Here is a 24,390-nt window from a genome sequence, read left to right on the forward strand (position 1 = left end):
ATGGCTTAAGGAATAAGCACTGTTGTGCCGGTTGTTCTGCGAGCCTCAAGATCGCGGTGGGCGTCAGCGACATCCTTCAGAGCGTAGGTCTGGCCGATTTCGATGCGAATGATCCCTTTTGAGACCAGATCGAAAAGCTCCTTTGCGCCGTCCACCAGGGCGTCACGCGCCGCTACATAAACAAACAATGTCGGCCTTGTCAGATAGAGCGAACCCTTGCGCGACAATATGCCGAGGTCGAAGGGTGGAACCGGTCCGGAAGACTGGCCGAAACAGACCAGCATGCCGCGCGGGCGCAGGCAATCCAGCGAGCCGTCGAACGTATCCTTGCCAACGGAATCGTAGACCACGTCGACGCCTTTACCGCCGGTCAATTCTCTCACCCGTTCGGCAAAATTCTCCGTCTTGTAATTGATGACGTGATCGTAGCCGTGGTCCAGCGCCAGCTTGACCTTCTCATCGGAGCCGGCCGTACCAATGACCGTCGCGCCGAGATGTTTTGCCCATTGCCCGGCAATCAGGCCAACGCCCCCGGCAGCCGCATGGAACAGTATGGTATCGCCTTTGCTTACTGGGAACGTCTGCCGCAACAGGTATTGCGCGGTGAGCCCCTTGAGCATCATTGACGCTGCGAGACGCGAGCTGACCGCGTCCGGTACCTGGACGAGACGATCCGCCGGGATCAGCCGTTCCTCGGCATAGGCCCCTATGGGATTCGTATAGGCCACGCGGTCGCCTGCCTTCAAATCCTTGACGTCCGGGCCAACCGCCAGCACGACACCGGCCCCTTCATGCCCAGGAATCAGCGGCAGAGCGCTTGGCGATGGATAGAGTCCTGTCCGGTAATAGACATCGAGAAAATTGAGCCCGATGGCTTCATTGCGGATATGCGCTTCACCGGGTCCCGGCGCAGCGATGGAGATATCCTCATAGGTCAGTACTTCCGGCCCGCCGAGTTGATGAATACGAACAGCTTTGACCATCATACTTTCTCCGAACGTCCGAGATTGGGGAATGCCTGCATGACCGCCCCGATGCAGAACAGATAGATGCCTGTCACTGAAATGCCAATGCGGACCCAGAGCGGCGAATCGAGCTCCTGGAACAGCGAGATTGCGCCGAATCCGCACCACAGGAAGAATATGGCGAGATTGAGCGGTCGCAACCGCTGCACTCGCACGGGATGCAGGAAATAGACCGGCAGGAAGGACACGATTGCCGCAACAAGAACGATGCCGAAGGCCACCCATTCTCCGGGGCGTACAATGAACAGCGTGAAAACAATCATGTTCCAAACGACAGGGAACCCCTTGAAGAAGTTCTCCTTGGTCTTCATGCCCGTATCGGCATAGTAAATGGCGCTCGAAACCACGATGATCGCCGCCGCAAGGAAGGACAATCCTTCGCCCATGAAGCCGCGCTGATACAGCGCAAAGGCTGGAATGAGCACGTAAGTCATATAGTCGATGATATTGTCGAGGAGTTCCCCGGACCAGTTCGGCAGCACATATTTCACTTCGAGCTTGCGCGCTATCGGCCCGTCGATGCCATCGACGAAGAGCGCAAGCCCGAGCCACCAGAACATCGCTGTCCAGCTTTCTTCACTTGCCGCCACAACCGACAGAAAGGCGAGAAAAGAACCGGACGCCGTGAGCAGGTGGACCGAGAATGCTTTGGCCTGTGGGGCCGTCACTTTCTTGGGCATGACACCCTTGGGCAAGGTAGGTTTTTTCACGGTCCGCGCCAATCTGCTGCATGATAATTCGCCATTCGCTGGTATATCCTATCAGCGGCGAGCGATTTGCGATCAGCTTTTGTTGAAAATAGCCCAAAGCGCAAGCAATCAAGTAGATATAAACTGTTGAAAGCTCGATCAGCTTGGAAACGGAGGCAACCATGACCGACACCAGAACCGATCCGATTGTTGTTGCGGGGGCTGGCCATGTGGGGTTGATTGCTGCTATCGCGATTGGCCAGGCCTTTGACAACGTCATCAGCTTGGGGACGATTCAGGGGGGCAATGACAAGCGCACTACCGCGCTCATGATGCCGGCGATCACGTTCCTGCAGAAGATCGGCCTATGGGAAGCCATAGAGCCCCACGCCGCTCCCATCACGACCATGCGCATCCTAGATGGTACAAACCGGCTGATCAGAAGTCCCGCTGTGACCTTCGAGGCAAGTGAAATCAATGAAAGTGCGTTTGGATACAATATTCCGAACGTCACTTTGACGTCTGTCCTCAGCGATGCTTTGAAGCAATCGTCCATCAGGCATGTCGCCGCTTCGGCCAGTCATTACCACGCAACTGATGGGGCGATCGCCGTCGAAGCCAGTGATGGTTCCTTTTACACCGCCAATATCGTGGTCGCCGCCGATGGCCGTTCATCGCTCGCGCGGGAGGCAGCCGGCATATCAGCGCGCACCTGGAGCTACAATCAGACAGCCATTGTGCTGAGTTTTAGCCATTCCCGCGAACATCATGATATTTCGACTGAATTTCACACCGAGCAAGGACCGTTCACGCAGGTACCCCTGGCCGGTAAGCGCTCAAGTCTGGTTTGGGTTACGGCGCCGGCTCATGCCGTGGAACTGCTGGAGCTCGATCGCAATCAGCTCGCCACCCGGGTTGAAGAACGAATGCAGTCCATGCTTGGTGCGGTCACGATCGACGTCGATCCGCAAAGCTGGCCGCTCTCGGGATTGGTCCCGACATCGTTCTCGCGCAACCGCGTGTTCCTTGCCGGCGAGTCCGCCCATGTGTTTCCGCCCATCGGCGCACAGGGTCTCAACCTTGGCGTGAGAGATGTCGAAACGCTGCTTGAAACGCTGCCAAATGATGGCACCGACCTTGGCGCTGCGTCGGTCATCTCAACCTATAACCGCAAACGCAGGCCCGACATCATTGCGAGAACCGGAGCCGTCGATGCGCTCAACCGGTCGCTGCTGTCCGACCTGCTGCCAGTTCAGATGGTGCGCAGTGGCAGCCTGGAGCTATTGCGTACGTTCTCACCACTGCGCAGCTTCGTCATGCGCGAAGGCTTGCGGCCCGGGAGCGGCTTTCGCTTGCCCCTCAAAAGAGCCGTACACTAGACCCTCCAGCCCAAAAGGGGCTAGGCCAGCACGAAGTCGCTCAGGAGCTTCACGTTCAAGCCGGCAATGACAACGGCAATGAACATCGCGAAGGCCGAGAGCCAGCGTGGTGCGACAAGCGCGCCCATCTTTGCGTTGCTTGCCGTAAACATGACCAGGGGAAATACCGCGAACGAGAGCTGAAGGCTCAGGACAACCTGTGTCAGCACGAGCAGCTTCGCCGTCCCGTTTTCACCGTACCAGATCGTCACCAATGCCGCCGGGATGATGGCAATGCCCCGCGTGATAAGCCGCCGCAGCCAAGGCGCCAGCTTGATGTGCAGGAAGCCTTCCATGACGATCTGTCCGGCGAGCGTCGCCGTCACTGTGGAGTTTATGCCGCAGCAAAGCAGAGCAATGCCAAACAATGTTGGCGCGATGGCCAGTCCTAGCAATGGCGCAAGCAGGGAGTGCGCTTCGCCCAGTTCCGCAATGTCAGTCTGACCGGTCTTGTGGAATGTCGCCGCCGCAAGGATGAGGATCGATGCATTGATCAGCAAGGCAAACATCAGCGCTATGGTCGAATCGATCGTGGCGTATTTCAGCGCCTGCCGCCTTTCGGGCAGAGTCGGGCCGTAGTTGCGCGTCTGCACAATGCCAGAATGCAGGTAAAGATTGTGAGGCATGACCGTTGCGCCAAGAATACCCAGTGCCAGATAGAGCATCTCGGGGTTGGTCACGATTTCAGTTGTCGGCGCAAATCCCTTGATGACGGCGCCCCATTCGGGATCCGCCAGGAAAATCTGGATGGCAAAGCAGACGGCAATCACGCCGAGCAGGGTGATGATCAACGCTTCGACCCAGCGGAAACCGAGCTTCTGCAGATAAAGGATGAGGAAAACATCAAGCGCCGTGATGAGGACGCCGATCTCGAGCGGTACGCCGAAAATCAGGTTGAGGCCGATGGCCGTGCCTATGACTTCCGCAATATCGGTCGCGATGATCGCGATCTCCGCCAGAAACCACAGTCCGTAGGCAACCGGCTTCGGATAAGCGTCGCGGCAGGCCTGCGCAAGGTCCCTGCCCGATCCGATTGCGAGGCGGGCACACAATGCCTGCAGCACGATTGCCATGATGTTGGAAACCAGCGCAACAACGAGCAGCGTGTAGCCGAATTTGGAGCCTCCAGCGAGCGACGTTGCCCAATTGCCCGGATCCATATAGCCGACTGCTACGAGGTAACCTGGACCAATGAATGCCGCGGCGCGGCGCCAACCTGGACCACTTGAACTTACGGCAATAGAACGATGAACGTCAGACAACGACGCTTCACCCTGTGCGTGCCGCCAACCCTCAGGTGTGTCGGCCGCCTGCCGTATTTGATCCATGAAATTCCCTTAATCGCAATTGCAAATCATTCGCAACTATATATAGACATAATTTGCTGCCGCAAGTACCAAAACACAACCAAATAATGTGTGCTCCCGAATTAAGCCGGATGCCACGCGCACATGGCGATGTCACGGAATCCAACCATGGGTCATGACATAGAGCCAGAGTGTCAATGTGACGATTGAGGCCACGGTCGTTGCCAGGATGCAGCTCGACGCTCGCTCCACCCAAACGCCATACTGATGCGCTATAACAAAAACGTTGGTTGCCGTTGGCAAAGCGGCCATCAGCATGGCCGTACTGACCCAGATCGGCGGAAAGTCGCCCACCAGGCTGAGGATGCAATAGATCAATGCAGGTTGAATGAGAAGTTTCAGCGGGACGATGAGATAAAGTTCATTGGGAATGCGCCTCAACGGTCGCAAGGCAAGCGTGGCGCCCATGGCAAACAGTGCGCAAGGCGCTGCAGCCCTGGCGAGGAAGTCGATGAGCCTTTCTAGGGCAACGGGCGGCTCGAAGCCAATAATCGCCGAAGTTACTCCAAGAATGGTCGCGATGATGAAGGGGTGGCCGAAGATCTTCTGCAGAACGCCTATCGCGAGATCGCGTGCGGAGCGGTTGTCATTGCCGGATACCGCCATCATCGTTGGCGCCATGACGAAATGCAGCGTGTTGTCAAAACAGAAGATAAGCGCTACCGGCACCGCGGCAGGCGCGCCAAAGGCCAGAATCGCGAGCGCCGGTCCCATGTAGCCGATGTTTCCATAGGCGGCGGCAAGGCCCTGGATTGTACTTTCGTCAATCTTTCCGGTGCGTACGAAACCGACGAGGAACATTGCCAGAAAGATACAGAACGTTGATACGGTACAACCGATGATGAACGACCACTGCGTCAACTCGGCAACCGGGGTCTTTGAAAGGATCTGGAAAAACAGGGCCGGTAACGCCACATATACGATGAAGGTGTTCATCCATCCCAATGCTTCCAGAGGCTGGCGATTGATCCTGGCCACGAAAAAGCCGAGAAAAATCAGTCCAAAGAATGGAAGCACAAGGTTGAATACGTCGAGCATGATGGGCTTTGAAGGTTGCCACGAGCAAGGCGGATGGGGAGTAGGTCTTTCGAACTCGCGGGATTTGACAGAAACAGATATCTACATCGAATGACGAGTATGACACAGATACGACATGCAAAATTCCAGATCGGTCAGGTGGTCAGCCACCGGATTTTCGCCTTCCGCGGCATAATCTTCGACGTCGATCCGGAGTTCAACAATACGGAAGAATGGTATCAATCGATCCCGGAAGAGGTCCGGCCGCGCCGTGACCAGCCCTTCTACCATCTCTTTGCCGAGAACGCCGACAGTGAGTATGTCGCGTATGTCTCGGAGCAAAACCTGGTTCCGGATACGACGGGTGTGCCGTTGAGGCATCCGCAGATCAAGAATGTGTTCGAGAAGCTGGAAAATGGCGTGTACCGGGTCAAGCGTCCGCACATCAACTAGTAAACCGCTGCCCGTGAAATGAAAAAGGGACGCTGACGCGTCCCCTTTTGCTTATTGGCCCGCCTTGGCTTTCGCCTGCTCGGCCTTCATCTTGTCTTCGAACTCCTTCTGACGCTTCTGGACTTCGTCCTGCAGTGTCTTCTGGCGCTGTTCGAGTTCGTTCTGCTGGATGCCGGGGCCGTCATAGGCCTGGGTAAAGCCGGTCAGAGCGACATTGATCGGGTTGGGCTTGTTCTGGAAGTTGACCGACGTCAAAGTCAGCTGATTGCCCTTCTTGAAGGAAGCAAGCAGCTCATCGGACAGCGCAACTTCCGAGATGCAGCGATCCGGGAAACAGATCGCGTAGTCGATCTTCTGGGTCTTGCCGCCATTGATCTGGAGACCAACACCTGGAGGAATCAAGCGGCCAGTCGGAACCGATACCTGGAAGATCTTGCGATTGATCTTGCCCTTGATCTCGATGAGATTGACGGCGGTCAGCAACTGGCCGCTGTCGGCCGTCACGATGTTCTGCGTGTTGCAGATGTCGTTCTCTTCCTGCTTGGAACAAACCTTGAACCAACCCTGCGGCGCTCTCTGCTGCTGGGCTGTGGCTGGTACTGCCGCGGCGGCGAGTAATGCAATGGCACCCGCGATGGATGCGGTTGCAGCGAAAGTCTTAGGGGTGGACATGGTCAACTGGTTCCTTTCAGCGCACTTATCCGAAGTGTTTCTTGATCATCCTGATTTTGCTCGTCTGGCTTTGGTTACCAAATGCGGCAACAGAGTGACCCTTGATATCGAACGCCGTGTTACACTGCATGTTAATGCAAATCCAGACTACTTTTGGCTGTCTTCCGGTTTCGCAGGCATCATTATACGCCTTCCGCCGCAGAATCGTCGTCAAATGGTAGTCTGTGGCACGAATCAGGCTAAATCCCCGCTTTAAGAGCGCAAGGTTGAGACGATGTTGAAGAAGAGTTTCCAGATTCTGGTGCTTGCGAGCGCGGCATGCTTGGGTGCGACCGCCGCAATCGCCGAGCCCACTTATGGAATCGCCATGCGCGGCGAACCCGCCCTGCCCGGGGATTATCAGTATTTTCCCTATGTGAATCCCGACGCTCCGAAAGGCGGTTCGATCACCTATGGCGTGGTGGGTACCTTCGACAGTCTGAATCCATTTCTGGTGAAGAGCCTGCGAACAACGGCGCGCGGAATCTTCAACGATCCGCAGTTCGGCAATCTTGTCTATGAAACCCTCATGCAGCGCAGCGCTGATGAGCCTTTCACGATGTACGGCCTGCTTGCCGAAAAGGTGGAGACGAATGATGATCGCACCTGGGTTGAGTTTACGCTCAATCCAAAGGCACGATTTTCCGACGGACAGCCCGTCACGCCGGACGACGTGATTTTCACGTTCGACATCCTGGCCGAAAAGGGTCTTCCGCAATACAAGCAGCGCAAGGACCGCATCGCGGCGATGGAGAAGGTAGGAGAGCGTGGTATCCGCTTTGTCTTCAACGACAAGGCCGATCGCGAGTTCCCGCTTATTCTGGCCCTGATGCCGATCTTGCCAAAACATGCCATCAACCGCGACACGTTCGACGGTTCGCCGCTGGCTGTTCCGGTTGGCAGTGGCCCCTACATCATATCCCAGGTCCAGCCTGGTCAACGGATCATCTACAAGCGAAATCCGGATTATTGGGCGGCTGACATCCCAAGCCGGCGCGGATTCAACAATTTCGACACGATCACGGTCGAGTACTTCCGCACTGAGCAGTCGCAGTTCGAAGCCTTCAAGAAGGGTGTGTTCGACGTCTTCATGGAAGGTGATCCCAATAAATGGGCATCCTCCTACGACTTTCCCGCCTTCAAGGATGGCCGGGTCGTGCAGGAGACATTTGAAACCAAGTCGCCAGCAAACATGTTCGGGTTTGCTTTCAACACGCGGCGTGAAAAGTTCGCCGACAGGGACGTGCGTGGCGCTCTCGCCATGATGTTCGATTTTGAATGGACCAACCGCAATCTCTTCGCAGATCGTTATCAGAGGATGGGCAGTTACTGGCAGGGCTCGGAGCTTTCGGCACTGGGCAAGCCGGCTGACGCGACCGAACGGGCGTTGTTGGCGCCCTACCCCGATGCCGTCCTGCCGGACGTGATGGACGGAACATATCAACCGGCGAAAACAGATGGTTCCGGGCGGGATCGCAAGGAGATGAAGCGCGCCTATGACGTGCTGATGAGCAAAGGCTATACGATCAAGGACGAGACCTTGCTTGATCCCAAGGGGTTGCCCCTGACCTTCGAAATCCTCACGCGTTCTGTCGCCGAAGAGCGGCTGGGACTTGCCTACAAGCGGACGCTCGAGCGTCTGGGCATCGGGGTAACCATTCGGACGGTCGATGATGCGCAATATCAGAAGCGTCTCGAGACCTTTGACTACGACGTCATCCTTGGCGCTTATTCGGGAACGCTTTCCCCAGGTTTCGAGCAGTTCAGGCGCTGGAGCAGCCAGTCCCGAGACTCGAACGGCAGTTTCAACTATGCTGGTGTCGCTGATCCTGCGGTAGACGCCCTGATCGGCAAAATGCTCGAGGCGCGCGAGCAGGATGAATATGTGAGCACGGTTCGTGCATTGGACAGGGTACTGATCTCCGGAAACTACTTCGTGCCGATCTATTACCAACCGGCGCAATGGGTTGCCCGCTGGTCCCATATCAAGCACCCGGAGAAGACGTCCATAAACGGCTACCAGTTCACGTCATGGTGGTCGGACAAACGATAGAAGAGACAGAGTGAAATCATGACCGATAAGAAATTTACGATCGACGTGGTGTCGGATGTTGTCTGCCCCTGGTGCTTTCTCGGCCGCAAGCGCCTGGAGCATGCACTAGCGCTCAATCCGGATCTGGACGTGACCGTAAATTGGCGTCCGTTCCAGCTTGACCCCACCATTCCGCGGCAAGGCAAGGATCGCAATCGCTATATGCAGGAGAAATTCGGCAGCTCCGACCGGGTCTTTGAGATCCACCAGCAATTGATCACGCTTGGCAAGGAAGAAGGCATCGAATTCGACTTCGAAGCAATCGAAATCAGCCCGAATACGCTGGATGCGCACCGCCTGATACGCTGGGCCTCCCAGGCCAATCCCAACGTTCAGGATGCCGTAGTCGGTCTTCTTTTCTCGTACTACTTCGAGCAGGGCAAGAATATCGGCGACCATCAGGTGTTGCTGGAGGCCGCCGCAGAGGCTGGAATGGATGTTGCGATCGTCGCCAGCCTGTTGCCAACCGACGCCGATAGCGTCGGGGTGCGCCAGGAAATCGACACCGCAAACCAGATAGGCGTCCGGGGCGTACCCTGCTTCATCCTCGACCAGAAATATGCCGTCATGGGTGCCCAATCGGCCGATGCTCTCGCCGATGCCATCCGCCAGACGGCAGACGGCTTTGAGCCCCGTCCGGTCTGAGACCTCTGCTGGGGCGTTCCATTCTGGATGGCACGGACCGCAACTGCCGTTCGGGGAATTTTCTCTACAAGTTTCCTATGCCGCTTCTGCCAGCTTTGCGAGCTGCGTCATCACGACGGCTGCACCGTTCAGGCGCTTCTCCGCTGTTGGCCAGTCACGCACCAGCACAATGCTTTGATCCGGGCGAATCTTGGCCATGGCGCCCTGCTCACCGATCATCTTGACCAGGGCAGCCGGATTGTTGAACGTCTTGTTGCGGAACTGAACGACTACCCCTTTCGGCCCCGCATCGAGTTTCTCGACATTGGCCCGGCGGCACAGCGCCTTGATATAAACGATCTTCAGCAGATGCTGGACCTCTTCCGGCAATGGACCAAAGCGATCGATCAGTTCGGCGCCAAAACCGTCGATATCCTGCAGTTCCTCCAGATCCGCCAGCCGCCGGTAGAGGCCGAGACGCAACTGCAGATCAGGAACATAGGTTTCGGGGATCATGACGGCGGTCCCGATCGATATCTGTGGAGACCAGTTTCCGTCCTCGACCTCGCCGGTGCCCTTTATCTCCGCCACCGCCTCTTCGAGCATCTGCTGATAGAGTTCGAAACCAACTTCGCGAATATGGCCCGACTGTTCTTCGCCAAGCAAATTGCCCGCGCCACGGATATCCATGTCGTGGCTTGCCAACTGGAACCCGGCGCCGAGTGTATCGAGCGACTGCAGCACCTTCAGGCGACGTTCGGCGGTTTGCGTCAGGAGCTTGTTGGCGGGCAGCGTGAACAGCGCATAAGCGCGCTGCTTTGACCGGCCGACCCGTCCGCGCAGCTGATAGAGTTGCGACAGGCCGAACATATCCGCCCGATGGATGATCATCGTATTGGCCGTTGGGATGTCGAGACCGGATTCGACGATCGTTGTCGAAAGCAGCACATCATACTGGCCATCATAGAAGGCATTCATGATGTCATCGAGTTCGCCCGGAGCCATCTGCCCGTGCGCGACCGCGACCTTCAGTTCCGGTACCTGGGCATCCAGAAATTCCTTGATTTCGGTCAAGTCGGAAATACGCGGGCAGACATAGAAGCTCTGACCGCCGCGATAGCGTTCGCGCAGGAGGGTTTCTCGGATCACGAGAGGATCGAACGGAGACACGAATGTGCGTACTGCCATGCGATCCACAGGTGGGGTCGTTATGAGCGAAAGCTCGCGCACACCGGTCAATGCCAACTGCAAAGTGCGGGGAATGGGCGTCGCCGACAGGGTGAGCACGTGCACGTCTGACTTCAGTTCCTTCAGGCGCTCCTTGTGCTTGACGCCGAAGTGCTGCTCCTCATCGATGATCAGAAGTCCGAGATTCTTGAACTTGATGCCCTGCCCGAGCAAGGCATGCGTGCCTACGGCAATGTCCACCTGACCCTCGGCAATGCCCTTCTTGTTATCGGCGAGTTCCTTTGATCCAACAAGGCGCGACGCTTGCGCCACATTGACCGGCAGGCCCTGGAACCGGGATGAGAAGGTCTTGAAATGCTGCCTGGACAACAACGTGGTCGGGACAACGACCGCGACCTGTACACCATTCAGCGCCGCGACGAACGCCGCACGCAGGGCAACCTCGGTCTTGCCAAAACCGACGTCGCCGCACACAAGTCGATCCATTGGCCTGCCCTGTGCCAGGTCATCGATGACGGCATCAATGGCGCGATCCTGATCCTCTGTTTCGTCGTAAGGGAACCGCGCCGCAAATTCTCCGTAGAGCCCGTCCGGGGGCGTCAGCACCGGCGCTCCGCGCATCTGCCGCTCGGCCGCAACGCGAATAAGATGGCCTGCTATATCGAGCAGCCGCTTCTTGAGTTTAGCCTTGCGGGCCTGCCATGCACCACCACCCAACTTGTCTAAGACAGCAGTCGAACTTTCAGAGCCAAACCGCGATAAAAGCTCGATATTTTCGACCGGTAGAAACAGCCTGTCATCGCCCGCGTAATGCAGTTCGAGACAGTCGTGGGGGGCGCCGGCAGCGGTAATCGTGCGCAGGCCGATGAAACGGCCTATGCCATGGTCCACATGCACCACAATATCGCCAGCGTTGAGAGCTGCGACCTCACTGATGAAGTCCCGGTCGCGCTTACGGCGTTTCGAGTGACGAATGAGCCGGTCTCCGAGGATGTCCTGCTCCGCGACCACGACCAGTTCACCCGCATCAAAACCGGACTCCAGCGACAGGACACCGGCGGTGATCTTGTCGCGAGCCAGGGCTTTGACGGTTCGCAGATCGTCCACAAGCTCGATCTTTTCGAGGCCATGTTCATTCAGCACCTGTACAAGCCGGTCGCGGGTACCCTCGCTCCAGGCAGCCAGCAAGACTTTCTTGCCCGCGGCGCGTTCCGCGCCGATGTGCTTGACCACACTGTCGAAGACGTTCGTTTCCTTCTGCGTACGCTCCTCGACGAAGGTGCGCCCGCGATGAACTCCGGCGTGAATGACCGATCGCCCGGATACGAACGGGGCATCAAATGGCGTGAAATCGATACGCATGCCGGAGGCTGCCGCAGCCGCCTCGACCTGTTGCGGCGTCAGATACAGAGCCCCAGGCTCGACGGGCTTGTACGGCACAGCATCGCCAGGTTCCTTGCCGTCGGATTGCCGTTTGCGTGCTTCGTAATGATCGAGGACAAGCTTGTGGCGCTCGACCATCGATTCGTGTGCAAGATGATCTAACACAACCGGCATGTTTCCCGCGTGATCGAAGACGGTTTCAAGGCTCTCGTAGAACAGCGGCAGCCAATGTTCCATTCCGGCGAAGCGGCGCCCCTCGGAGATCGACTGATACAGCGCGTCGTCGCGGGATGGTGCCCCGAACTTCAAGACGTACTGCGTCCGGAAATGGCTGATTAGCTCCGGTGACAGCGTGATTTCGCTCATCGGCTGCATGGAGAATTCGGTCTTCTGGCTCGACGTACGCTGCGAGGCGGGATCGAAGGTGCGGATTGTCTCGAGCGTATCGCCGAAGAAATCCAGTCGCAGGGGCTCGTCAGCGCCCGGCGCAAACAGGTCCAGAATACCCCCGCGCACCGCATATTCGCCCACGTCACGCACGGTAGGAACGCGCTCAAAGCCATTATTTTCAAGGCGTTGAACGAGATAATTCATGTCAATTCTATTACCCGGCTTCGCCAGGAACAGCTGATCGGCGAGAAGCTTTCGCGGCGGCAGTTTCTGAAGCATGGCGTTGGCAGTCGCCAGAATGACGCCTGGATGCTTGTTCTGACGCAAGGATGCCAGCCCTGCCAGGGCGGCGAGGCGCCGTGCGGATGTATCGGCCCCTGGAGACACCCGGTCGTAGGGAAGGCAATCCCACGCGGGAAGTTGCAGCACCGGCAAGTTCGGCTGGACGAAGTTCAGGACCTGTTCAAGATCAGCAACCCGTTGGCCGTCGCGGGCGATGAAAAGCACAGGGCCACCCGCGCCAGCTTCGGCCACAACCTTGGCCAAGGCAAAGGCTTCAAAACCATCGACGACGCCGTCGATGACCACATGACCATTGGTGTCAGGTTTCAGTCCGAGTTTGGAGAACGCTGTCATTTTGAGTTTTCAGATTTTCCGGTAATGCTGCAGGCGTGAACTCAGGAGCTCATGCTATTGCGGGACGCGACAATCCTGCGAAAGATCGGCGTATCAAATTCAGCGGGAACATTGGCCTCTCCCGTAACCCATTTCAACAGGTCCCGGTCAAGTGCTTCCATCAATGCTTCATATTGGTCAAGTTCGTCGTCGGACAAGGTCTCAATATGAGTATCGGCAAACTGTCCGAGAATCAGGTCCATTTCCCGCATGCCGCGATGCCAGGAGCGATACAGTATTTTACGCTGCCGGGGCTGCAAGTCAGCGGTGGTGCGACTGCTTCCAGTCATGAGCAAGCTCCATTTGCCTTGGGTGTTTATGGTGAGTGCGGGTCGGTATAGCCTGCCTGACGGCGTCTGTCAGCCTTGCAACGCACATCGAAGCCGTTAAACGTTACTTATGCGTCCATCACTGCTCGATCCCCTTTTCGCTTCCGTCCGCTCGCTTTCTGGCATTGGTCCGAAAGTGTCCGGTCTGCTTTCCACACTCCTTGGCACCCAGCCGCCAGGAACCGATCCTCGTGTGGGCAATCTCGTCTACCTTCCGCCGCACAGCGTGATCGATCGCCGGAATCGACCCGGCATTGCCTATGCGCCGGAGGGTGCAATCGTCACACTGGAAGTGCGGATAGATCGTCACCAGCCCTCGCCGAGCGGACGCAGCAATGTGCCTTACCGTGTCTTTGCACATGATGATACCGGTGAAATCAGCCTGACATTCTTTCATGCCAAGCAGGCATGGCTCGAAAAAATTATGCCGGTAGGCGAAACGGTGATCGTTTCCGGAACCATGGAATGGTTCAATGGCCGCCCATCGATGGTCCATCCGGATCACGTCACCAGTATCGAGGATGCCGCATCGCTTCCGCTGGTCGAGCCGGTCTACCCACTGACTGCGGGGCTCTCGCCGAAAGTGCTCGCACGCGGCGTTCAGGAAGCGCTGGCCAAGGCCCCGCAATTGCCGGAGTGGATCGATGCGCCGGTTATCAGCGAGTTCAAGCTGCCATCGCATCGCGAGGCATTGCAAATATTGCATAATCCGCAGGATCCGGGTGACATCGCTCTTGATCATCCGGCACGCCGGCGCCTGGCTTATGATGAATTCCTTGCCGGTCAGTTGGCGCTGGCGCTTGTCCGCCAAAGAACGAAGCGCCTTTCCGGGCGCAAACTCGAGGGCGACGGCCGCATAAGGGCAAAAATTGCCGAGGCATTGCCTTACTACCTGACGAACAGTCAGGGCCAAGCGATCAAGGAAATTATCGCCGATCTGCGACAGGGCGAGCGCATGTTGCGATTGCTCCAGGGCGATGTCGGCTCAGGCAAGACTGTCGTCGGACTCATGGCAATGGCTCACGCTGCAGAATCCGGCGGTCAGTCGGCGCTGATGGTGCCAACGGAAGTGCTGGCGCGCCAGCATTTTGCCACCATTGCGCCTTTGGCCGAGAAGGCCGGCCTGCGCGTTGCGCTGCTCACCGGCCGCGAAAAGGGCCGTGAGCGAGAGGAGATTCTGGACGGGCTTCGCGCGGGTGCCGTGCATATCATTGTCGGAACGCACGCCCTGTTCCAGGAAAAGGTCACCTATCACGATCTGGTGCTGGTGATCGTCGACGAACAGCATCGCTTCGGGGTTCATCAGCGCCTGTTGCTGACCGCCAAGGGAACGGCCCCGGACATGCTGGTCATGACGGCAACGCCGATTCCGCGCACACTGGTATTGACCGCATTCGGTGACATGGACGTCTCCAAGCTCACGGAGAAGCCAGCCGGTCGCAGGCCGATCACCACCGCCATTCTTCCCATGGAACGCCTGAGCGAACTGGTCGAACGCATGCGCACGGCCATTGCCGAGGGGCAGAAAATCTACTGGATTTGTCCGCTCGTCGAGGAGTCCGAGCTGGTGGATCTCGTCTCGGCGGAACACCGCTTTGAATCCCTGCAGCCGCTTCTCGGCCAACGGATAGGCTTGGTGCATGGCCGCATGTCCGGTCCGGAAAAGGATGCGGCCATGCTTGCCTTCAAGAACGGCGAGACACGGCTGCTCGTAGCCACCACGGTGATCGAGGTCGGGGTCGATGTACCCGATGCCACGATCATCGTCATCGAGCATGCCGAACGCTTTGGTCTGGCGCAGTTGCATCAGTTGCGCGGGCGTGTCGGGCGTGGTGACAAGCCGTCCACCTGCCTTCTGCTTTACAAGGGACCACTCGGCGAAGTCGCTCAGGCCCGCCTAAAGATCATGCGCGAGACGGAGGATGGTTTCCGCATCGCCGAGGAGGATTTGAAGCTGCGTGGCGAAGGCGAACTTTTGGGAACACGCCAGTCCGGAACTCCGGGTTTTCGCCTTGCCAGTATCGAGGCGCATCAGGATCTGCTGGAAATTGCCCGCAAGGATGCACGCTATATTCTCACGCGTGACCCTGAGTTGCAGGGCGCGCGCGGTGAGGCCCTGCGCATCCTGCTTTACCTGTTTGAAAGAGATGAAGCGGTCCGGCTCTTGCGAGCCGGTTGAGCTTTTTTCAACGCCCTTGCGGAAAGGAGACCACTTCCCGCTTTTGGAGCTGCTCTACTCTACCGTTACCGATTTCGCCAGATTGCGCGGCTGGTCGACATCGGTACCCATGAACACGGCCGTATAGTAGGCCAGCATCTGGATCGGTAGGGCGTAGATGATCGGGGCAATGATCTCCGGAATGTCCGGCAGGACGATGGTGTGCATCGTTTTCAACGTGCTGGCAGCAGCGCCCTTCTCGTCGGTGATGAGAATGATCTTGCCACCGCGCGCGGCCACCTCCTGCATGTTGGAGACGGTTTTTTCAAACCAGTGATCATAGGGTGCAATGACGATGACGGGCATCGACTCGTCGATCAGGGCAATTGGCCCGTGCTTGAGTTCGCCGGCTGCATATCCCTCGGCGTGGATATAGGAGATTTCCTTCAGCTTCAGCGCGCCCTCCAGTGCCAGCGGGAAGCTCGTGCCGCGCCCGAGATAAAGCACATGCTTGACCTGGCTGAGATCGCGACTGATCGCCTCGATTTGCGGCTCAAGCCGCAGCGCCTGGTTTGCAAAACGCGGAATTTCGGAAAGTTCGCGCACAAGCTGGCGCTCTTCCTCATCATTGATCGTGCCACGCATCTTGCCAGCGGCAACAGCCAGTGATGCCAGAACCGCAAGCTGACAGGTGAAGGCCTTGGTCGATGCTACGCCGACTTCCGGTCCGGCGAGAGTCGGGAAAACGGTGTTGGATTCACGCGCCATCGTCGATTCCCTGACATTGACGATCGTCCCGATCGCCAGTCCCTGCTGCTTGCAGTAGCGCAGCGACGCCAGCGTATCGGCCGTTTCGCCGGACTGGGAAACGAACAGCGCAAGGCTGTCCTTCGAAAGCGGCATTTCCCGATAGCGGAATTCCGAAGCTACATCGATATCGACAGGTAGCCGGGCAATGCGCTCGAACCAGTATTTACCGACCAGTCCGGCATAATAGGCCGTGCCGCACGCCGAGGCCGCTATGCGGTCGATCCTCGCGAAATCGACAGGTGCGCTTCCGGCGCGGATCGTGCCCTTGGAGAAATCAAGGTAGTTTGCCAGCGTGTGGGAGATGACTTCCGGCTGTTCATGGATTTCCTTTTCCATGAAGTGGCGGTGATTGCCCTTGCTGACCAGAAATGCCGTACCGGCGGACTTCTGAATGGGGCGGTCGACGTTGGCGCCTGTCTCGTCATAGATGGTGACGCCGCTGCGGGTCAGCACGGCCCAGTCGCCATCCTCCAGATAGGACAGGCTGTCGGTAAAGGGGGCAAGCGCAATGGCATCGGATCCCAGATACATCTCGCCATCGCCATATCCCACGGCAAGCGGGGGGCCATTGCGTGCGGCGACGAGCAGGTCCTCCTCGCCCTTGAACATGATGGCGATGGCAAATGCGCCGCGCAGGTGCGGCAATGTCTGGCGAACAGCCTCAACCGCATCAAGGCCACCGTCCATGGCCCGCGTGACCAGATGTGCGACGGTCTCCGTATCCGTCTCGGTCTGGAAGACGTAGCCATCCTTCTCGAGCATGGCACGCAATTCGGCAAAGTTCTCGATGATGCCATTGTGGATGACCGCCAGACGTGGCGTCGTGTGCGGATGCGCGTTACGCACTGTCGGGGCACCATGGGTCGCCCAGCGTGTATGACCAATCCCGATCGTTCCGCCAAGCGGATTTTCCTTCAGCAGCTTGTCGAGGTTGACCAGCTTTCCCTCGGCGCGGCGGCGGTCAAGCACTCCGTCTTGTAGAGTGGCGACGCCGGCGGAGTCATAGCCGCGATATTCCAGCCGCTTGAGTGCGTCCACAAGCAATGGCGCAACCTGTTCCCGCCCGATAATTCCTACGATCCCGCACATACAAAACTCCGATGCCCCATATTCTTTTGTTGCTCCCGCCTATGGCAAATTCGCTTCAGCGGAAAGTCACTTTCCATTGCGCAATCTTGCATAAACTGTCGATGCTGATCTAGTCCGCCTTCTTGGCTAGTTTCTGCGCCGCATAGCGCGCGCGCAACTGCACCGCCCGGCCCTCCTTGATCTCCTGCCGCGCACGACCAAAGGCCAGGGAATCCGCAGGTACATCGGCTGTTATGACGCTTCCAGAGGCGATATAGGCATTGTCGCCAATGGAGACCGGTGCGACCAGCGAGCTGTTCGACCCTACGAAGACATTGGCGCCGATTTCGGTCAGGGCCTTGTTGTAGCCGTCGTAATTGCAGGTGATTGTACCTGCGCCAACATTGGCTTCCGCCCCGACCGTCGCGTCGCCGATATAGGTCAAATGACTGATCTTGGCGCCGACACCGATCTTTGCGTTCTTCACTTCAACGAAATTGCCCACCTTCGCCTTGGCGGCAAGATCGGCCCCGGGCCGCAGGCGGCCAAAGGGTCCGACGGTCGCGTTCGTTCCAACCTTTGCGCCCTCCAGATGCGAGAAGGCGTGAATCACTGCTCCGCTGGCAATCGAAACCCCAGGGCCAAAAACAATGTTCGGCTCGAGCACCACATCGGCCTCGATCAGCGTGTCATGGGCAAAGAAGACGGTCTCAGGCGCCTGCATCGTCACGCCTGCCAGCATCATGGCGCGGCGCTTGCGGTTTTGCCAGATTGCCTCAGCCTCTGCGAGTTCGGCCCGGGTATTGATGCCGATCACATTGTCCGGTGAAATTTCGATGGCTACGACCGATTTGCCTTGCGCATTGGCAATCTCCACCACGTCCGTGAGATAATATTCACCCTTGGCGTTGTTGTTGGTGATCTGGCCGAGGAGCGCCAGCGCACCGTCGCCGCGCAAGGCCATCAGTCCGCCATTGCAGAAACCTATTCTTTTCTCGGCGTCACTTGCGTCTTTCTCTTCGCGGATCGCGATAAGCCGCCCATTCTGCTCGATCAGCCGGCCATAACCGTGGGGATTGTCCGGGCGGAACCCCATGACAACCACGTCGGCGCCGCCGGCAAGCTTTGCCCTCGCCTGCTCCAGCGCTGCGGATTCAACCAGCGGCGTGTCGCCGAAAACCACAAGGACGTCATCATAGCCGGCGCCAATGGCATCCCGTGCCGCGAGCACCGCATGGCCCGTACCGAGCCGCTCCGTTTGCTGGTGTACCGAGACGTTGGCTACGACCGCGCGAACAGCGGCTTCGACGTTGGCCGCACCACGGCCGACCACAAGTGCGATATCGCTACCGCCAGCCCCATGCACTGCCCGTGCCACGTGGGCGACGATCGGCAGACCGGCAATCGGGTGCAGGACCTTTGGCAGCGAGGATTTCATGCGCGTACCCTCACCGGCAGCGAGAATAACCGTGAGGCAGGAACGTAGGGCCATCGTCAAACTTCCAGATCAGTCGTTCATTTTACTTCGGACGGAAACCGCTTTGCAGTTCTCGTTAAGATGCTCGTAGGAGCAATGTCGCGCCGGACACTGGCACGAGATTGGTTTCCAACAAGGTAACTTCCGCCTGTTTAGCCGAGTTGTCCGAGGATGGGAAATGTTTCGAGAAGCCAGAATGAGAATGTCTGCAGGCCGCCCGTCAGGAACAGGACACCGGTGAGAACCAGCAATCCGCCCATGATTTTCTCCACCTTGCCGAGATGGGTCCTGAAACCGGCCAGAAAACGCATGAACATGCCGGAAAACAGGGCTGCAATGATGAAAGGAACGCCGAGCCCGAGCGAATAGATCGCCAGCAGCAAGGCACCGTCCGCAACCGTATCCCGGGCTCCCGCCAGCGCCAGGATCGGCCCGAGCACCGGTCCGATGCAGGGTGTCCATCCGAATGCGAAGGCAAGTCCCATCACATAGGCGGCGATCGGACTGGCCGGCTTTCCCTGTGTCTGGAACCTCGCCTCGCGCGAAAGGAACGCCAGCCTGAAGACGCCAAGAAAGTTGAGTCCCATCAGGATAATGACGACGCCTGCGACAATGGCGATCTCCTGCTGCCACATCCGCAGGAAGCTGCCGATCGTCGACGCTCCGGCCCCGAGCAGCACAAACACGGTGGAAAAGCCGAGGACAAAGCAGAACGAGGACATCAGCAATGCCTGCCGCACCGGCGAGATCGCCTTGGCCGTGTGGTCAGAACGGAAATCCTCCACCGTCACGCCGGCCATGTAGCAAAGATAGGGTGGAACGAGCGGCAGCACGCATGGCGAAAGAAAAGAAAGGGCGCCGGCGCCAGCAGCTGTCAGGTAGGAAACATCAAGCGCCATTCGCGCTCCTTCATGCTTTTCAGTTTGGCCGTGGAGTAAGCCGAATCTCGAAGGAATTCCAATCACCTTTTCGCCAGCCCGCCGGGAAATCCGCAGTTCAGCGGACCATTCAGTCAAACGGCGGGGTAGGATTTCGCGCTGTCTGGAACAAAAATTAGCAACGTTGGCCCAAACAAGCCGTTTTGTTGCGGAAACTGCGCACAATAGTTGTTGACCGATCGGCAAGTCGACCCTATGTTCCGCCGCACTTCCCGAGGCCACCGAACTGGCTTCGTTCGGGAGCGCGTAGCTCAGCCGGTAGAGCAACTGACTTTTAATCAGTAGGTCCAGGGTTCGAATCCCTGCGCGCTCACCATCTCCAAGCACAAAAATCACTTGCAATTCAATGACTTAGACGCTGCGTAACGAAGCGTCAACGGGACGTTTTGACTCCCCCCACCCTGTTTTTGCCGTTTCGGGCGCGTATCGGGCGCAAAAATCACCTTCAAAGTCATTCTGAATCGATTCATGTCATCAAAAATCACGGCAACTGACGCAAAATCAGTAGATCTAATGTCGCCAGTCAGTAGCTCTCAGACCTTGTTTTCGCTCGTTTAGCGCGTCGTGATGCCAATATCCGGCTATGAAAATGATCCTGCTCGTGAAGTCCCTCAAAACGAAAAAGCCCGCCACCGATGAGGGGGACGAGCTGTCGGTTGAATGTTCCCTGACTGGTCTGCTTGACGCGCCAACTCTTCCTTTCTCCGGTGCCTTCGAAAACTAAGTTGAAGCGCGAGCTGGCCGCCTCACGAATATCAGGTTGCTCTTTCGCCGTTTCGAGATCATGGTGCGGCGTCCACGCCGCTCAGACCGGACGCTAGCATCACGGCGCGCACCTTCACGGCCAAGTCCACTGAGCACAGGAGATGCTACGGGGTCAAATTGTGAGGAATATGTCTCTTTGTCTTGGCCTGACCAGCAGGAGCATACCCATGGCAGACCAAGCAGTAGATGGTATGATTCGCCCATTTGAGGTTGCTTTTCCAGATTCGGTACTGGAGGACTTGCGCGAGCGCTTGTCAAAAGCCCGTCTCCCCGAGGAAGAAACCGTCGATGACTTTTCACAAGGCGTGCCGCTGAAGACCGTTCGACAGGTTTTGACACACTGGCGTGATAAGTATGACTGGCGCAAGGCCGAGGCGCGGCTTAACGCCGTGCCAAACTACATCACCGAAATCGATGGGCTGGATATCCATTTTATTCACGCTCGCTCCAAGCATGAAAATGCTCTTCCAATAATTGTCACCCACGGGTGGCCGGGCTCCATTGTGGAGCAGTTAAAGATTATCGGGCCGCTGACAGATCCCACGGCACATGGCGGGCGTGCCGAGGATGCCTTCCATGTGATTATTCCATCGATGCCGGGTTACGGCTTTTCCGGAAAACCCACCACGACCGGCTGGGGACCAGAACGGATCGCGGACGCTTGGATCACTTTAATGAAGCGCCTTGGCTACACGAAGTTCGTTGCCCAAGGCGGTGATTGGGGCGCGGTTGTGACTGAAATGATCGGCGTGCGAGCACCACCAGAATTGGTCGGCATCCACGTCAATATGCCTGGCGCAGTCCCTGAAGATATTAACGGAGCAGCTTTCGGCGGAGCGCCAGCACCGGCTGGTCTATCCGATGAGGAGAAAAGCACATACGACCAACTCGTTACTTTCTACAAGAAGGTTTACTACGCCTTCTGGATGGCAACTCGACCGCAGACGGGCGTGGCATTTGCAGACTCGCCCATCGGCCTGGCAACCTTTTTGCTCGACCATGATGCCCGAAGTTTGGAGATGATCGCGCGATCGTTTGACGGAGAGGCCGAGGGCCTCACGCCTGACGATGTGCTCGACAATTGCACATTGTTCTGGTTGACCAATACGGGTGTTTCAGCCGCTCGCCTCTATTGGGAAAACAAGCTTCCTTTCTTCACGCCTAAAGGAGTGAAGGTTCCGGTGGCGGTGACCGCATTTCCAGACGAACTCTACCAAACGCCACGCAGTTGGGCAGAGAAGGCATATTCCAATCTTATCCATTACAACAAAGTTGATAAAGGCGGTCACTTTGCCGCTTGGGAACAGCCCAAATTACTGACGCAAGACCTCTGGACAGCATTCCGAACGCTGCGCTGAGTTCGGCTAACCCGGCTGTCTGTGTTTTGCTGACAGCCGGGAGCAGCAACCTGCTGCCGCGGTTGTCGTCGGGAATTGCAATAATCCATTGCCAGCGACGCATCGAATTAGTTCTGATCAACTTGCGTCCCGCTACGTTTGCCAGTACAGGATGGCGGCTGATGCAAGACCAAAGCCTTGGCTGGCAAGGCCGGCAATTTGGCTGTCTGTCACGTTTTGAAGTCTCCGTTGGTCGGAGCTTCGATTGGGAGGTGACTCGTCCAAAAACACAAATTGAGCCAGAGGCGTATCAACAGAAGTCAAAGAACCTACAAGGGCCAGCAGCCTGAGAGCCGGCTGCGCTTGTCACTTTTGTAGGGAACGGCTGATTTCGGCGAGCGTTCCCAAGGCGACTGAAACGAGAACCATGAAGACGGCGTGATCGAGCCATGCGCCCGGAGTTGGCGCGGTCGTATATCGCGACAGCGGCTGATCGGGCAAATAACCTTGCATGACGAGGATTGCGCCAAGGAATTGCAGTGCCCCAAAAATTCCAAAGAAGAATGCTGCCACATAGCTTATGCGCGTAAAAAACACCTCGAACCTCCAATTGGCGGACCGCACAAGAAAAGGCTGCACCGATTCGATTAACGAAGCGTTCAGAAGAAGCTCAGGCGATTTATGATGCCGTAAGGCATTCATAGGCCACCTCGCAAAGGTTGTTTGACGATAACCGATGTACGAACATTTTCCTGCATAAGGAACCAATGCCGAATTGCGGCTGTAGGAGAGTCAATTGATCCTGCGCGTGATGGCACACGCCATTAATCCATCGTCAACCGCTTTGGCGGATGGTTGACGCTATGAAAGCAATCTTTACCAAACAAGCACTGCTCTTGGGTGCATTGGCTTTGACAGGCTGCCAATCCAGACCGCCGCTGCAGGAAATGTCCTACAGTCAAATGGGGCAACTCGCGGATCAAATCGACCGAACGTGCATTGCCCAGGGTCATCAGCTAGATACGCCGGAGTTCAGGATGTGCACTTTGCAAGAAGTAAGCCGAGAGCAATATTCAAGGCAAATCGCCAACGACGCATCGCGGTAGTGCTGGTCAACTTTTGTCTTCGTCGTGCGGCCAAGCACATCGATCCTCCAGTTAAACCTCCCCTTAGAAGCAAAGTATGCCGAGTTGCGGCATTGGTTAGTCATGGCAGCTCGAAGGCTATGCGATAAGTGAAAGTTTTAAGGTCGATATGCTTGGATACGCGTATGGACAAGGACGAAAACAAAGACAAACAAGGTGCAGGCAAGGAGTTTGAAGCCGTGTGGAGTGACAATCACGCGACGAACATCAACGCTCACCCATTAAGGCCAGTTATAGCTGTCCTGTTGTCAATTCTGGGGTTGGCTTGGTTGGGTATTGCAACGCACTGTGATCCAATTTTGTCCAATCCTCCACATTATGGGAAATCGAAGTGATCGCAGATATTCTCGATCATCCTCACGAAACTAACTGGCGTCAGCATCCGCAACCTTTTCAAACGTGCTGAACTGAAAATTCTGCACTGCCCCCCAAGGCGTTGTGTGTTCGTGCCGTCGCGTCGAGGCAAGCTCGAAGTGTTCGCCGAGAACTGCTTGAATGCTTTCGGCACTATGTCGGATAACCGGCAGGCCGCTGCATTTTTCCGGACCATCAATGGCAAATGTGCCGATGATGACTTTACCGCCTTTTTTGACAGCATGTGACAGCACACGAGCATACGCCTGCTGATCGGCGGTCGCAGTGAGGAAATGAAAGGCGGCGCGATCATGCCAGAAATCGTATTGGCGGTCGGGCGTCCATACGGTCACGTCCGATACAATCCAGTGAACCCGCTTGGCATTCTCCAGTCGAGATTGCGCGGTCGCGAGGGCTGCGCTGGATAGATCAAGTACGCTCACGTGGGTTTGACCGGATGCCAGCAAAGCATCTACCAATCGCGACGCACCGCCACCCACATCAATGACGCACAATTCGGGATTCAATCCTGCTTCGCGAAGCAGGGACAACGAAAACTCCGGAGTGTCCTCGTACCAGCTAAGCTCAGTCTCTGCCTTGGTACTGTAAACATTCTGCCAGTGTGCCTGTCGATCTGTCGCGGTCATGAAACTATCCTCATTGACGACCGAGTTTAACACCCAGTCGCCCGAGTATCATGCGAAACCGTGAAAATGGCGCTTTGTGCCGTTTGGGATGATTAAGGCCAGCGCGCCCGCAATTGCGGGTCATTGCCGAGAAAGAGGGAGGAGCACAGACGAGGCTGGGGAGGCCCTTGTCTTATTGATGCTCCTCCCAAATGGCGAACCGCAAAAGGGGGCGCTAGGGGTCTAGGAGCCTTCGCGGTCAGCATAACCACTATACCACACATACAAGGTGGAGGTCTGTCCCATCGATGGGTTTACCCGGAGAGGGTTAAACCGTGCCGCCGCAAGAAC

19 protein-coding genes and 1 tRNA gene are annotated in these 24,390 nt (G+C 57.1%); 8 read left to right on the forward strand and 12 right to left on the reverse strand.

What is annotated here, in order from left to right; all coding sequences use genetic code 11:
• Positions 1–5 precede the first annotated feature (5 nt).
• Positions 6–983: a quinone oxidoreductase family protein gene (locus K9U38_RS08960; RefSeq protein WP_224493998.1), complete on the reverse strand. Its 978-nt coding sequence runs from the start codon at positions 981–983 to the stop codon at positions 6–8.
• Complete coding sequence (gene pcsA, locus K9U38_RS08965) at positions 983–1,705, reverse strand: phosphatidylcholine synthase (protein ID WP_224494092.1); 723 nt, start codon at positions 1,703–1,705, stop codon at positions 983–985. Before pcsA ends, K9U38_RS08960 begins: the two co-directional genes overlap by 1 nt.
• A 191-nt stretch (positions 1,706–1,896) precedes the next feature.
• Here pcsA and K9U38_RS08970 point away from each other — a divergent pair, with 191 nt between their 5' ends.
• Positions 1,897–3,093: a UbiH/UbiF family hydroxylase gene (locus K9U38_RS08970; RefSeq protein ID WP_224493999.1), complete on the forward strand. Its 1,197-nt coding sequence runs from the start codon at positions 1,897–1,899 to the stop codon at positions 3,091–3,093.
• Between the two features lie 20 nt (positions 3,094–3,113).
• On the opposite strand, the gene K9U38_RS08975 is transcribed toward K9U38_RS08970, so the two are convergent.
• Positions 3,114–4,460 carry an Nramp family divalent metal transporter gene (locus tag K9U38_RS08975; RefSeq protein WP_224494000.1) on the reverse strand — a complete coding sequence of 449 codons (1,347 nt, stop codon included), beginning with the start codon at positions 4,458–4,460 and terminating at the stop codon, positions 3,114–3,116.
• A 132-nt stretch (positions 4,461–4,592) separates the two neighbouring features.
• Entirely contained in the window at positions 4,593–5,537 is a 945-nt protein-coding gene (locus K9U38_RS08980) for an AEC family transporter (protein ID WP_224494001.1), read from the reverse strand.
• Positions 5,538–5,636: 99 nt separating this feature from the next.
• On the opposite strand from K9U38_RS08980, the gene hspQ reads away from it, so the two are divergent.
• Positions 5,637–5,969 carry a heat shock protein HspQ gene (gene hspQ, locus K9U38_RS08985; protein WP_106710689.1) on the forward strand — a complete coding sequence of 111 codons (333 nt, stop codon included), beginning with the start codon at positions 5,637–5,639 and terminating at the stop codon, positions 5,967–5,969.
• A gap of 51 nt (positions 5,970–6,020) precedes the next feature.
• On the opposite strand, the gene K9U38_RS08990 is transcribed toward hspQ, so the two are convergent.
• Entirely contained in the window at positions 6,021–6,641 is a 621-nt protein-coding gene (locus tag K9U38_RS08990) for an invasion associated locus B family protein (protein ID WP_224494002.1), read from the reverse strand.
• Between the two features lie 274 nt (positions 6,642–6,915).
• Between K9U38_RS08990 and K9U38_RS08995 the strand changes: the two genes are divergently transcribed.
• On the forward strand, positions 6,916–8,733 hold the full coding sequence (locus K9U38_RS08995) for an extracellular solute-binding protein (RefSeq protein ID WP_370631872.1): 1,818 nt from the start codon (positions 6,916–6,918) through the stop codon (positions 8,731–8,733).
• 18 nt (positions 8,734–8,751) lie between these two features.
• A complete protein-coding gene (locus K9U38_RS09000) occupies positions 8,752–9,417 on the forward strand; it encodes a DsbA family oxidoreductase (RefSeq protein WP_224494003.1) in 666 nt (221 codons plus the stop codon).
• Between the two features lie 75 nt (positions 9,418–9,492).
• On the opposite strand, the gene mfd is transcribed toward K9U38_RS09000, so the two are convergent.
• Complete coding sequence (gene mfd, locus K9U38_RS09005) at positions 9,493–12,993, reverse strand: transcription-repair coupling factor (RefSeq protein ID WP_224494004.1); 3,501 nt, start codon at positions 12,991–12,993, stop codon at positions 9,493–9,495.
• A gap of 41 nt (positions 12,994–13,034) precedes the next feature.
• Entirely contained in the window at positions 13,035–13,322 is a 288-nt protein-coding gene (locus tag K9U38_RS09010; protein ID WP_224494005.1) for a succinate dehydrogenase assembly factor 2, read from the reverse strand.
• A 109-nt stretch (positions 13,323–13,431) separates the two neighbouring features.
• Between K9U38_RS09010 and recG the strand changes: the two genes are divergently transcribed.
• Complete coding sequence (gene recG / locus K9U38_RS09015) at positions 13,432–15,540, forward strand: ATP-dependent DNA helicase RecG (protein WP_224494006.1); 2,109 nt, start codon at positions 13,432–13,434, stop codon at positions 15,538–15,540.
• 54 nt (positions 15,541–15,594) lie between these two features.
• Here recG and glmS read toward each other — a convergent pair whose 3' ends face one another.
• The 3 genes from glmS to K9U38_RS09030 form a co-directional block, all read right to left on the reverse strand.
• Positions 15,595–17,418, reverse strand: coding sequence for a glutamine--fructose-6-phosphate transaminase (isomerizing) (glmS, locus tag K9U38_RS09020; RefSeq protein WP_224494007.1), 1,824 nt, complete (start codon positions 17,416–17,418; stop codon positions 15,595–15,597).
• A 109-nt stretch (positions 17,419–17,527) separates the two neighbouring features.
• Positions 17,528–18,889, reverse strand: a complete 1,362-nt coding sequence (gene glmU / locus K9U38_RS09025; protein WP_224494008.1) for a bifunctional UDP-N-acetylglucosamine diphosphorylase/glucosamine-1-phosphate N-acetyltransferase GlmU — start codon at positions 18,887–18,889, stop codon at positions 17,528–17,530.
• 137 nt (positions 18,890–19,026) lie between these two features.
• Positions 19,027–19,773, reverse strand: coding sequence for a cytochrome c biogenesis CcdA family protein (locus K9U38_RS09030; protein ID WP_224494009.1), 747 nt, complete (start codon positions 19,771–19,773; stop codon positions 19,027–19,029).
• Positions 19,774–20,052: 279 nt separating this feature from the next.
• On the opposite strand from K9U38_RS09030, the gene K9U38_RS09035 reads away from it, so the two are divergent.
• Positions 20,053–20,128 (forward strand) — tRNA-Lys (locus K9U38_RS09035).
• A gap of 577 nt (positions 20,129–20,705) precedes the next feature.
• On the forward strand, positions 20,706–21,935 hold the full coding sequence (locus tag K9U38_RS09040; protein ID WP_370631873.1) for an epoxide hydrolase family protein: 1,230 nt from the start codon (positions 20,706–20,708) through the stop codon (positions 21,933–21,935).
• Between the two features lie 345 nt (positions 21,936–22,280).
• Here K9U38_RS09040 and K9U38_RS09045 read toward each other — a convergent pair whose 3' ends face one another.
• Entirely contained in the window at positions 22,281–22,511 is a 231-nt protein-coding gene (locus K9U38_RS09045; protein ID WP_224494011.1) for a hypothetical protein, read from the reverse strand.
• A 673-nt stretch (positions 22,512–23,184) separates the two neighbouring features.
• Between K9U38_RS09045 and K9U38_RS09050 the strand changes: the two genes are divergently transcribed.
• Entirely contained in the window at positions 23,185–23,394 is a 210-nt protein-coding gene (locus K9U38_RS09050) for a hypothetical protein (protein ID WP_224494012.1), read from the forward strand.
• 30 nt (positions 23,395–23,424) lie between these two features.
• Here the strand turns inward: K9U38_RS09050 and K9U38_RS09055 are convergent, their stop codons facing one another.
• On the reverse strand, positions 23,425–24,060 hold the full coding sequence (locus K9U38_RS09055; RefSeq protein ID WP_224494013.1) for a class I SAM-dependent methyltransferase: 636 nt from the start codon (positions 24,058–24,060) through the stop codon (positions 23,425–23,427).
• Positions 24,061–24,390 lie beyond the last annotated feature (330 nt).

The sequence above is a fragment of the Phyllobacterium lublinensis genome (assembly GCF_020164435.1).
Taxonomy (GTDB): domain Bacteria; phylum Pseudomonadota; class Alphaproteobacteria; order Rhizobiales; family Rhizobiaceae; genus Phyllobacterium; species Phyllobacterium lublinensis.